This window comes from Micromonospora sp. NPDC005979 (assembly GCF_040614415.1).
Lineage (GTDB): Bacteria > Actinomycetota > Actinomycetes > Mycobacteriales > Micromonosporaceae > Micromonospora.
This window is the reverse complement of the sequence record NZ_JBEXUR010000017.1, coordinates 117130-126645: the sequence shown is the minus strand read 5'-3', so window position 1 is coordinate 126645 and position 9516 is coordinate 117130. Positions and strand designations below refer to the sequence as shown.

Annotated in this window: 15 protein-coding genes; 3 read left to right on the top strand and 12 right to left on the bottom strand. The window is 72.2% G+C overall.

The window, feature by feature from the left end:
• Nucleotides 1-263, bottom strand: a 263-nt coding sequence (locus ABZ272_RS25535) for a hypothetical protein (protein ID WP_355052443.1), incomplete at its 3' end; no start/stop codon positions are given.
• A gap of 157 nt (nt 264-420) precedes the next feature.
• Between ABZ272_RS25535 and ABZ272_RS25530 the strand changes: the two genes are divergently transcribed.
• Complete coding sequence (locus ABZ272_RS25530) at nt 421-1194, top strand: DUF72 domain-containing protein (protein ID WP_355052442.1); 774 nt, start codon at nt 421-423, stop codon at nt 1192-1194.
• A 7-nt stretch (nt 1195-1201) separates the two neighbouring features.
• Here the strand turns inward: ABZ272_RS25530 and ABZ272_RS25525 are convergent, their stop codons facing one another.
• The 3 genes from ABZ272_RS25525 to ABZ272_RS25515 form a co-directional block, all read right to left on the bottom strand.
• Nucleotides 1202-1630 carry a DUF2267 domain-containing protein gene (locus ABZ272_RS25525; protein ID WP_355052441.1) on the bottom strand — a complete coding sequence of 143 codons (429 nt, stop codon included), beginning with the start codon at nt 1628-1630 and terminating at the stop codon, nt 1202-1204.
• On the bottom strand, nt 1623-1808 hold the full coding sequence (locus ABZ272_RS25520; protein ID WP_355052440.1) for a hypothetical protein: 186 nt from the start codon (nt 1806-1808) through the stop codon (nt 1623-1625). The genes ABZ272_RS25525 and ABZ272_RS25520 overlap by 8 nt, the downstream gene beginning before the upstream one ends.
• A 295-nt stretch (nt 1809-2103) precedes the next feature.
• On the bottom strand, nt 2104-2364 hold the full coding sequence (locus tag ABZ272_RS25515; protein WP_355052439.1) for a hypothetical protein: 261 nt from the start codon (nt 2362-2364) through the stop codon (nt 2104-2106).
• Between the two features lie 260 nt (nt 2365-2624).
• On the opposite strand from ABZ272_RS25515, the gene cutA reads away from it, so the two are divergent.
• Entirely contained in the window at nt 2625-2948 is a 324-nt protein-coding gene (gene cutA / locus ABZ272_RS25510; RefSeq protein ID WP_355052438.1) for a divalent cation tolerance protein CutA, read from the top strand.
• On the opposite strand, the gene ABZ272_RS25505 is transcribed toward cutA, so the two are convergent.
• The 8 genes from ABZ272_RS25505 to ABZ272_RS25470 all read right to left on the bottom strand — a co-directional run bounded on the left by ABZ272_RS25505 (nt 2923) and on the right by ABZ272_RS25470 (nt 8978).
• The gene (locus tag ABZ272_RS25505) at nt 2923-4092 is read right to left on the bottom strand and encodes a helix-turn-helix transcriptional regulator (protein ID WP_355052479.1); all 1170 of its coding nucleotides are present in this window, start codon (nt 4090-4092) and stop codon (nt 2923-2925) included. The genes cutA and ABZ272_RS25505 overlap by 26 nt on opposite strands.
• 263 nt (nt 4093-4355) lie before the next feature.
• Nucleotides 4356-5225 carry a DUF72 domain-containing protein gene (locus ABZ272_RS25500; RefSeq protein ID WP_355052437.1) on the bottom strand — a complete coding sequence of 290 codons (870 nt, stop codon included), beginning with the start codon at nt 5223-5225 and terminating at the stop codon, nt 4356-4358.
• 49 nt (nt 5226-5274) lie between these two features.
• Complete coding sequence (locus ABZ272_RS25495) at nt 5275-5673, bottom strand: TraR/DksA C4-type zinc finger protein (RefSeq protein ID WP_355052436.1); 399 nt, start codon at nt 5671-5673, stop codon at nt 5275-5277.
• Nucleotides 5674-5824: 151 nt separating this feature from the next.
• Nucleotides 5825-6472 (bottom strand): uridine kinase, encoded by a 648-nt coding sequence (locus ABZ272_RS25490; protein ID WP_355052435.1) that lies wholly within the window; start codon nt 6470-6472, stop codon nt 5825-5827.
• A 44-nt stretch (nt 6473-6516) separates the two neighbouring features.
• Nucleotides 6517-7122 (bottom strand): winged helix-turn-helix domain-containing protein, encoded by a 606-nt coding sequence (locus ABZ272_RS25485; protein WP_355052434.1) that lies wholly within the window; start codon nt 7120-7122, stop codon nt 6517-6519.
• Nucleotides 7123-7380: 258 nt separating this feature from the next.
• Nucleotides 7381-7947: a winged helix-turn-helix domain-containing protein gene (locus ABZ272_RS25480; protein ID WP_355052433.1), complete on the bottom strand. Its 567-nt coding sequence runs from the start codon at nt 7945-7947 to the stop codon at nt 7381-7383.
• 49 nt (nt 7948-7996) lie between these two features.
• A complete protein-coding gene (locus ABZ272_RS25475; RefSeq protein WP_355052432.1) occupies nt 7997-8485 on the bottom strand; it encodes a rhodanese-like domain-containing protein in 489 nt (162 codons plus the stop codon).
• 37 nt (nt 8486-8522) lie between these two features.
• Nucleotides 8523-8978 (bottom strand): cysteine dioxygenase family protein, encoded by a 456-nt coding sequence (locus tag ABZ272_RS25470; protein WP_355052431.1) that lies wholly within the window; start codon nt 8976-8978, stop codon nt 8523-8525.
• Nucleotides 8979-9115: 137 nt separating this feature from the next.
• On the opposite strand from ABZ272_RS25470, the gene ABZ272_RS25465 reads away from it, so the two are divergent.
• Entirely contained in the window at nt 9116-9508 is a 393-nt protein-coding gene (locus ABZ272_RS25465) for an ankyrin repeat domain-containing protein (RefSeq protein WP_355052430.1), read from the top strand.
• The last annotated feature ends 8 nt before the right edge of the window (nt 9509-9516 follow it).

Below are 9516 nucleotides of genomic sequence, written 5' to 3'. Positions count from 1 at the left end.
GACGCGCCACCATCGGCCGGACCCTCCGCGCCACCATCGGCGCCACCGTCCTGGTGACCCGGGGTCGCGCCACCATCGGCCGGACCCTCCGCGCCACCATCGGCGCCACCGTCCTGGTGACCCGGGGTCGCGCCACCATCGGCCGGACCCTCCGCGCCACCGTCCGCGCCACCGTCCTGGTGACCCGGGGTCGCGCCACCGTCGGCCGGACCCTCCAGGCCGCTGCCGCCCGTGGTCTGCATGTCATCGTCGTTGAGTGCCATCGGTACTCCCTCGGGTGTGCCGCCCCGCCGTACGCCGGGGTCCGTCGTGCTGCGGGTGGTACCCCACGCGCGATCTTCTCTAACCCACACCGTAGACGCCGAACCGGGACGACACGGTCGGTTCGCGGGCGGCGGCGGAGAGTGCCAGGATGGGGCGGTGATCCTGGTGGGCACGTCGGGCTGGCAGTACCGGGACTGGCGGGGCCGCTACTACCCGCAGGGGATGCCGCAGCGCCTCTGGTTGGAGCACTTCGCGTCGGGCTTCGCCACCGTCGAGGTCAACAACGCGTTCTACCGCCTGCCCGAGCGCGAGACGTTCGCGGCGTGGCGGGAACGCACGCCGGCGGACTTCTGCGTGGCGGTGAAGATGAGCCGCTACCTCACCCACATCAAGCGTCTGCGCGCGCCAGCCGAGCCGGTGGCGCGGTTCCTCGGCCGGGCCACCGCCCTCGGCGACCGACTCGGCCCGGTGCTGCTGCAACTGCCACCGAACCTGCGGGCGGACCTGGACGCGCTCGACGCGACGCTGCGGCTCTTCCCGCAGGACGTGCGGGTGGCGGTGGAGCCCCGGCACCCGTCGTGGTGGACCGACGCCACCCGGGCCGTCCTGGAACGACGGCGGGCGGCGTTGGTCTGGGCGGATCGCCTCGGTCGTCCGGTGGCCCCGCGCTGGCGTACCACCGACTTCGGCTACCTGCGGCTGCACGAAGGGCGGGCCCGACCGTGGCCGCACTACGGGCGGACGGCGCTCGGCTCGTGGGTCCGCCGGCTCACCGACGCGTTCGACGCGGACGAGCCGGCGTACGTCTATTTCAACAACGACCCCGGCGGCGCGGCGGTCACCGACGCCGTCGCGTTCGCGGCGCTGGCCCGCGGGGCCGGCCACCCGGTTTCCCGGGTGCCGTCCCCGCCGGACAGCGCCGCTCGATAGGCCGGTCTCAGGGCAGCATCATGGCGAGGTCCTTGGGCATGGTGTCCCTCACGTCCTGCCACTCGCCCTGGGTGACGTGCCGACGCAGGGTGTCGAGCACCACCTGCGTCACCCGCTCCGCGCCGCCCTCGGCGTCGTACGGGAAGCCCTGGCGGACCTCGTAGAGGAAGTCGTCGCGGTTGAGCTTGATCGGCACGTCGGACGGGTTCCAACCGTCGAAGTAGATTCCCCGGACCAGCACGGGCAACTGCTGGGCGAACTGGACGCTCTCGTTGACCGCCAACCGGTCCCGCAGCAGGTGCAGCACCGTGCGCAGCGCCGCGTACGACTGGTTGCGCCGCTCCTTCGGCCACCCGTAGGCGTCCTCGATGTCCTTGAGGATCAGGTTGGTCTTGTCCAGCGAACTCTCGAAGGCGGAGATCATCGAGTCAGGCATCGGCCGACCCCCGTTCCGTGGCTTCCCAGCGTCGCTCGTCGGTACGTCGCGGCGGCCCCACGGGACCGCGCCGGGCGCGTACCGGGCTGCCCTGGGGGGCACGTCGGGCGTTGTCCGCCGTGCCGACCACGTGCAGGACGGCACCGCGCCGTCGATCCGTCACCAGTCGAACCGTCATCCCCCGTCACCTCCGTGTCGTCTCCGGCCGTCGGGCGGCCGTAACCACCGTGTCCACCCTGCCGGGCGAGCGGGTGAGCCGGCCCCACCCGGATCGGGTGAGACCGGCGGGTCCAACAGGAGAGGTGGACCGAGGTGCCACAGGTCGTGGGCGACCAACTGGCCGAACGCATCCGCCCACAGCCAGCACCGCCCCCGAGTGCGGCAGTGGGGACAGCGGCCCTCCACGGCACGGTGCGCGACGATGGTCTGCCACCAACGAAACGCGAGCGGAGCCCCGGGGCTGAGGTCGGCGTTCACGGACGCTCAGCGGCGGGGGCGAGTACGTCAACGCTGACCAGCAACTCCCAGCAGAACGGTGCGGCACAGTCCGCCGTGGGCCAGCTGCACTCCGGGCCGTGCCCGTACACCCAGGCGAAGCGCGGGTCGTGGGAGTCGTGGACGGACACAATGACGATGTCGTGAGAGGTCTGGCCCTCGATGCCGGGACTGGGCTGCCACTCGGTGGGCCGCACCGACACCCGGGTGCCGGGCGCGGGCATCGGCCGACTGGTCACCGGACTGGCCCGTGCGGGCTGCCGACGCTTCGGTGTGCCGCCGTGACGTCCCGGACCTGGGCCGGGAGCAACTGCTTCGCCCTCGACCGCTCGACGGTGCTGGTGCGTCTGTGGATCATCTGCATGTCCCTCGGGTTCGGATATCGACCACTGCTGTCCCGCACGGGACGCTACGGGCCAACAACTGCAGTCGGGCGAGAGCGGCTGTCCGCCGCCTGTCCGCACCTGTCCGCGGACACCCACCCCGCTAGCCTGTGCCGGTGAGCGACTACGTGCAGGTGTCAACAGCCGCGCCCACCCGCGAGGCGGCAGTGCAGCTGGCCGAAGGAGCAACAGCAGCGCACCTGGCCGCAGGCGCACAGGTGACCGGCCCGGTCACCTCCGTGTTCTGGCACCTCGGCCAGCAGGGCAACGGTGAGGAGTGGCCGGTGCTCCTGTACACCACAGCCGACCGGTACCCACAACTGGAGGCGTACCTGATCGACGCCCACCCGTGGGATAACCCGCAGGTCACCGCCGTGCCTGTCCTTCACGGCTCGGCTGCCTACCTGGCGTGGGTTAGACGGACGGTCGAGGGCGGTTAGACGCTTCGGCGGCCAGCGCCCGCAGCTCAATGACGCAGGTCATGCTGCCGTGCGGCGCCAAGCGACCGAGGAACGAGTTGAGGCGCTGGGCAGGCCGCACCGACCCGACGCCACCCGCGAGACGCACGGCGACGGCAGCGGTAGTGCACGCCTGTTCGACCTCGTTGGCGTCGAGGTAGGCGTCCGCCAGCCACGACAGGTACAGGGACTTATCGCGGGAGTGGGTGTCATCGAAGTTGGCCAGCGCACCCTCCAGCACGGGGATCGCGCGCATCGGTCGGTGCAGAACCGTCCAACACCGCCCGCTCATGATTTCACCTTCGACATGGTCAACCCAGTACACCCAGTCGGGTTCAGGCCGGCTGTCCTGTTCGGTGAGGCAGGTGGTGCCCTGGCCGAGGTGCTGGTCGGCCGCATCGGCGTTCCCGGCTACCGCATGCGCCCAGGCGGTCCTCAGGTGCAGTAGGGCCCGAACAGTGGGTGTGGCCGAGGCGGCGGCGTCGCATGCGGCTGTGGCGGTTTCGACGGCGGGGTGGCCCAGGGCGAGCTGCTGGTAGGCGAGGAACGCGTAGGCGTTGCCGGCGAGGGCGTGGGCGGCGGCGTCTCGTGCGGCGGCGAGGCTGGCGCGGTACAGCCGGTCAGCCTCGGCATGCCGCCCGGCGTCGAATGCCGCCCAGCCAGCGAGCTGAGCCTGCTCCGCGAGAATGGCGAGGAGCTGCCGGCCTACGGATTCGCTGTAGGAGCCGTTCTTCAGGAGCCGGGTGGTGGAGTCGACTTCGGCCGCGTACAGGTGCCGCGTGTCGGCGCCGCCCAGGAAGTTGTCGAGGCGGCGTAGCCGGGCGGTCCGCTCCGCCAGCCTCGCGGTGGTGCCGGGGCTCACGTAACGGCCGTGACTGAGCAAGGCTTGCGGGAGGGCGGCGGCAAGGCCAGCGGCGGCCACGAACTCACGGCGCCGGATGGCGGGCCGGGCAGCGAGCGCAACGAGGTCCCCATCGGCGTTGAGCGCGTCGTCGACACGCTGCGCGACGTGAGCAGTGGGCGCTTTCCTGCCCGTCTCCAGCTCGTGCAGGTAGGACTTGCCGTGGAAGGTGAGCTTGGCGAGATCGCGCAGGGAGATGCCCCGGGCCTGGCGAAGCTCTCGCATCCGCTCGGCGAATGTTGGTTCGGTCACGGCGAGCCTGCTTTCGGGGTGGAGGGCCCGATGGCGGCATTGTCGGCCTCTACCCCACCGGGCCGCCATGTCGAAGGTACCGCCCTCGTTCCTGGCTCGTCACGCTCCGGCACACGCCTCCGATGCGAAAGTCGGCCAAGCGCCCCATCAGGGCTGAATCGCGTACCTGGCCAGCGTCTGGGTCAGCGCCACGTCCCCGTCCAAGGCGCGAACAGCTTCGCGGAGACACGCAGGCCTTACCCGTTCAGTAAGCCGATGAGTGTTGTCGCGTTCGTCTGCGCGTAGTCGCGGTAGCAGTTGTTCATGAGGACGTGGGTCTGGCCGGCGGAGTCGGCCAGCTCCCGCAGCTTGGGCGCCCAGTCCTTGAGCTCCCGCTTGGAGTAGTGGTAGCCGAACTTCTCGTGGATGTCCTTGCTGGTCCACTTGTCACTGTGGCCGTGAAAGCGCATCACGGCCAGGTCGCCGGTGGCGGCCAGCACCGGGGGCACCGACGAGCGGTGACCCTGCGGCATGTCCACGCAGACGTACGACAGGTCGTGCTCGCGCAGGAACGTCAGCGTCTCGTCGGCGTTGTCGCCGTCGAACCAGGAGGCGTGCCGGAACTCGTAGACCGGTAGCAGCGGGGCGCAGCGCTTCGCCACCTCCAGCAGGTACTGCTTGTTGGCCCGCTTGATCGTGAACCAGGGCGGGAACTGGAACAGCAGCGCGCCCAGCTTGCCCGCCTCCAGGAGGGGGTCCAGCGCGGACAGGAAGCGCGTCCACACCTCCTCGTACGCCTGCGCGGGCAGGTCGTCGGGGTAGACGTTCTTCTTGTCGGTCTCCGGTCGCAGGTCCTTGTAGAGCGCGTTGACCCGGGTGGGGTGCCCGGTCAGCAGGCTGAACGCCTTGATGTTGAACGTGAATCCGGCCGGCGTGCGGTCGGCCCAGAGCCGTGCGGTCGACTCGGCCGGCGGCGAGTAGTAGGTCGCGTCCACCTCGACCAGCGGGAACTGCCGGGCGTAGTACGCGAGGCGTTTCTCGGGGTTGTCCGCCGTCTGGGGATACCAACCCGAGTCGAGCAGCGTGCGGTCGGTCCAGGACGCGGTGCCCACCAGAATGTCACCCATGGGTGGAGTCCATCGTGTCGCGGACCGACCGGCAACCGCTGCTCCTCGCTCAGGCCGCCCGCCGTTCGCGGGTCTGCTTGCAGGTGACACACGTGGTGGCGGCCGGGAAGATCTCCAGCCGCTCGACCGGGATCGCCGCCTTGCAGCCCTCGCACCAGCCGTACGTGCCCTCGGCGAGGCGGCCCAGGGCGTGCTCGTACTGGGCGCGTCGGTCGAGGATCGTGCGCAGGAGGGACTGGGCGGTGTCCCGCTCGGCCGTCTTGGTGCCGCTGTCGGCCTGGTCGTCGCCGGCGGTGTCGCCGACCTCCACCAGACGCAGCACCTGACTCTGCAGGACGGCCTGGTCGTACTCCGCCGTCAGGTCGTCGTAGCGCGCCTGCAGGGACTGCCGGATCTGGTCGATCTCCGTCTGGGAGCGGCCGGTGTCGACCGTGTCGTGGACGAGCATCGCTGCCTGCCTTTCCTGGCCTGTGGTTCCCGTGAACCGGGTCCGGCGGCGTGGCGCCCCGGGTAGCGGTCGCATGCGGTACGCGGGCGATCACCCACGCTCTGTGAGCCGGGCGAGTACCCGCCGGAGCCGGCCCGCAAACGAGCCAATTTCAGCCCTCGCCGCCAGCCTCGACGAGCGCGGGATGGCGGGGGTCGTCGGCGCGTACGACCACGTCGGCGAAGCTGGCGGGAACCACCTCCTCGGCGTAACGGTCGAAGGCCGGCAGGGTCCACCCCCGGGCCGGATCGGTGCGGCGGCGCAGGGCCGCCGTGGACACCTGAAGGTGGACGGTCACGTCGAACGGCAACGCTCCGCCGAGCAGGAGCGCGCCGCTGACCAGGACCACGCCGCCCGGCGGCAGATCGAGGTACGCGGCGCGGCTGGCCCGGTCGGCGACCGGGTCCCACAGCGACGGCAGCACCCGCCCGTCGCCGCCGGGGCCGGCCGGTTCGAGCACCTCACGGCGCAGGCCGGCCTCGTCGAGCCAGCCCTCGTAGTAGGCGTCCGGGTTGGTCCGGCCGAGTTCGAAGCGCAGCGACGCGGGCCGGAGGAAGTCGTCGGCGCGTACGTGCAGGACCGGACGACCCCGGGCGCGCAGCGGGTCGACCAGCGCGGCGGCCAGCTCGTCCGGGCCGGCGGCGGGAGCGCCGTCGACGGCGACGCGCAGCCGGGCGGGCTCGACGGTGGCCGAGGCGTCGGCGAGGCGGCCGGTCAGTTCGGCGACGAGCAGGTCGGGCGAGATGGGACGGATGCGCACCGGTCCATCCTGCCCCGCCGGAAAGCGGCGGACGGTGGTGGCGGTCAGCCGGTGCGGTCGACGGTGACGCGCGCGTCGTCGGCCAACCGGTAGCCCACGCCGTAGACCGTGGTGACCAGGGGCACGTCGACGCCGACCTTGCCGCGCAGCCGGCGCACGTGCACGTCGACGGTGCGGACCCCGGCGTGCTCGTAGCCCCACACGGCGTTGAGCAGTTGCAGCCGGGTGAAGACGCGGCGGGGGTGTGCGACGAGGTGCAGCAGCAGGTCGAACTCCAACCGGGTCAGGGGCAGCGGCTCGTCGTCGCGCAGCACCGACCGGGACGACGCGAGGATGTGCAGGGCGGGGATCGTCGGGGTGAGGGCCCGCACGGGTGACCGGTTGGCCGGCACACCGTCGGCGCGGCGCTCGGCCGGAGCGGAGCTGGTGACCACGCCTTCGCCACGTTCGAGCAGCTCACGGGCGGCTTCGAGCAGCCGCCGGGCCGGCGGCGTCAGCGACTCCTCGCAGTTCAGCGGGATCGACAGCGTCACGGTGAGCACGGGCGCGGCGGTGTTCGCCGGGCGGCGTTGACCGCCGGGAGGTCGACCGGGCACCGCGGGTTGGGACGTATGCCATCCGGCGCGCGACGAGGCGGGGCTGACCGACATGGTCCTCCTTGGGCTGGTCCGGGTATCTCCCCACGGCCCGGGGCGCCGCTTCATCGATGCTTCCCGGCGTCCGGGCGAGGGTCAAGAGGCGGCTGCGTTGCATGAATGTGACAATTGACGAACGCATCGGAGCCAGACGCTCGCTCTGCGTACGAAGCCAGATGATTACAGCAGAGCCACCCGGATGCCCCGTTACGGGGGTCCCCGTCCTGTTCACCATGCGGATGCCGCCGCGCCCCGGCCGGCCACCCGGCCCGCTCAGCGGGTGTGGTCCACGCTGATCCGCGCCTCGTCGCCGAGGCGGTAACCCACCCCGTAGACGGTGGTGACCACCTCCGCGCCGTCGAGCTTGGCGCGCAGCCGCCGGACGTGCACGTCCACGGTCCGGGCCACCGCGTGCTCGTAGCCCCAGACGTTCGACAGCAGCTGCAGGCGGGTGAAGACCCGGTGCGGACGCTCGGCGAGAAAGAGCAGCAGGTCGTACTCGATGCGGGTGAGCGCGACCACCCGGTCGCCGTGCCGGACGGTCCGCGACCCGGCCAGGATGCGGACGTCGGCGGCGTCGGCCACCGCGGACGCCTCGACGACGGTCGGGCGCGCGAGCGGTCGCGGCGTCTGCGGTACGTCGTCGACGGGGCCCAGCCGACCCTCGCCGGCCTCGGCCAGCTCGCCGAGCAACTGCACCAGCCGGGCCAGCCGGGGGCTCATCGGCCCGGGAGCCAGGTCGAGGGTGATGGTCAGGGTGGGTCCGGTGCGCGGGCGGCCGACGGCCCGTCCCGGGTGACCCGGCGAGTAGGGACGGGTGGGGATCGCGACGACGGACATCGTGCCTCCTGATGGCGGTACGCCCGCCACGCCCGGTGCGGCGTGGGGGTCAGCGGCGCGCCCAACCGGCGGTGACCGGGGGCGCGAGGGGGGTTGCGCGGTGCAGGGGGGTCGGACCGAGCGCCGGCAGGCCGGCGATGCGCCAGGCGGCGAACCCGCCGTCGACGTCGGTGGCCCGGCGCAGGCCGATGTCCTGCAACGCGGCGGCGGCCAGTGACGAGGTGTAACCCTCCTGGCAGAGGATCACCACCGGCACGTCGTAGTCGACGGCTTCGGGCAGCCGGGCCGGGCAGCGCGGGTCGAAGCGCCACTCCAGCACGTTGCGCTCGACCGTGAGCGCGCCGGGCACGACGCCGTGCGCGGCGCGCTGGGCCGCCGGCCGGATGTCGACCAGCAGAGCCCCGGCCCGGTACGCGAGGTGCGCCCGCTCCGGGTCCAGCCGGTCGAGCCGGGCACGCGCGGCCGCCAAGATCTCGTCGATGCCCCGGGAGCCCGGCGGTGGCACGGGCGCCGGACAGTGCTCGGCGGTGAGCTGCATTATCGATTCCTTCCGGGAGAGAGGGGGTCGGGGCGGTTCACCAGGACCGGCCGGCCTCGGCGACCTCGGCGGTGCGCAGCCGACCGTCCACGAGGTCGTAGCGGGTCATCCGGCGCAGCGCCGGCCGGTAGACGTGCACGCTGACCGCCGGGTCCGCGCCGCGATTGGTGACCTGGTGGACGTGGTGAGCGCCGAAACGACGGCCGGCACCGGCGGGCAGCACGCGGGGCAGCAGCCGTCCCCGGCTGACCGTCTCCTCGGTGAGGGCGCCGGCCACCACCCGGAACGCGCCGGCCGAGCCGCCGTGGTCGTGCAGGTCGGTGCCCTGGCCGGGCAGCCAGCTCAGCGCCCACACCTCGTGGTCGTCGGCGGTGGCGAGCCGGGCGTACCAGCGTTCGCCGGGATCGAAGCGCAGCGTCACCGGCCAGCCGGTCGGGTCGGCCCAGCGGGCGGCGACGGCGAGCAGGTCGGTGGCCGGGCGATCGTGGGTCATCGGTGGTTCCTCGCGGGTCGGTGCGTGGGGTGCCCCCGTACTCTAGACGGCAAAGCCTATAGGTTTAGTAGGTAATTCCACATGCCGAGATGACCGGCCCGGGTGCGGAGTCCTCCGCCGCGTCCTAGCCTGGACCGGTGACCGACGACCTCGACGCCGAGACCCTGGCGTTCGCGCACCGGATGTTCGACCTGGCCCGCGCGGGCGCCGCCGACGAACTGGCCGCCCAGGTCGATGCCGGTCTGCCGGTCAACCTGACCAACGACAAGGGCGACACCCTGCTGATCCTGGCCGCCTACCACTCCCACCCCGACACGGTGGCCGCGTTGCTGGCCCGGGGCGCGGACCACACGCGTACCAACGACCGAGGTCAGAGCGCCCTGGCCGCCGCGGTCTTTCGGAGCAGCGCCGACGCCGTCCGCGCGCTCCTCGCCGCCGGCGCCGACCCGGCGTACGGCAACCCCTCCGCCCTGGAAACCGCGCAGTTCTTCGACCTGCCGGACATGGTGCGGCTGCTGCGGGCCGACTGACGGTATAC

Coding starts and splice junctions, on each gene's coding strand:
- ABZ272_RS25485 (WP_355052434.1), bottom strand. CDS start 7,122: ATGTCGGTCAGCCCCGCCTCGTCGCGCGCCGGATGGCATACGTCCCAA.
- ABZ272_RS25475 (WP_355052432.1), bottom strand. CDS start 8,485: ATGCAGCTCACCGCCGAGCACTGTCCGGCGCCCGTGCCACCGCCGGGC.
- ABZ272_RS25505 (WP_355052479.1), bottom strand. CDS start 4,092: ATGCGAGAGCTTCGCCAGGCCCGGGGCATCTCCCTGCGCGATCTCGCC.
- ABZ272_RS25520 (WP_355052440.1), bottom strand. CDS start 1,808: ATGACGGTTCGACTGGTGACGGATCGACGGCGCGGTGCCGTCCTGCAC.
- ABZ272_RS25500 (WP_355052437.1), bottom strand. CDS start 5,225: ATGGGTGACATTCTGGTGGGCACCGCGTCCTGGACCGACCGCACGCTG.
- ABZ272_RS25495 (WP_355052436.1), bottom strand. CDS start 5,673: ATGCTCGTCCACGACACGGTCGACACCGGCCGCTCCCAGACGGAGATC.
- ABZ272_RS25470 (WP_355052431.1), bottom strand. CDS start 8,978: ATGACCCACGATCGCCCGGCCACCGACCTGCTCGCCGTCGCCGCCCGC.
- ABZ272_RS25480 (WP_355052433.1), bottom strand. CDS start 7,947: ATGTCCGTCGTCGCGATCCCCACCCGTCCCTACTCGCCGGGTCACCCG.
- ABZ272_RS25525 (WP_355052441.1), bottom strand. CDS start 1,630: ATGCCTGACTCGATGATCTCCGCCTTCGAGAGTTCGCTGGACAAGACC.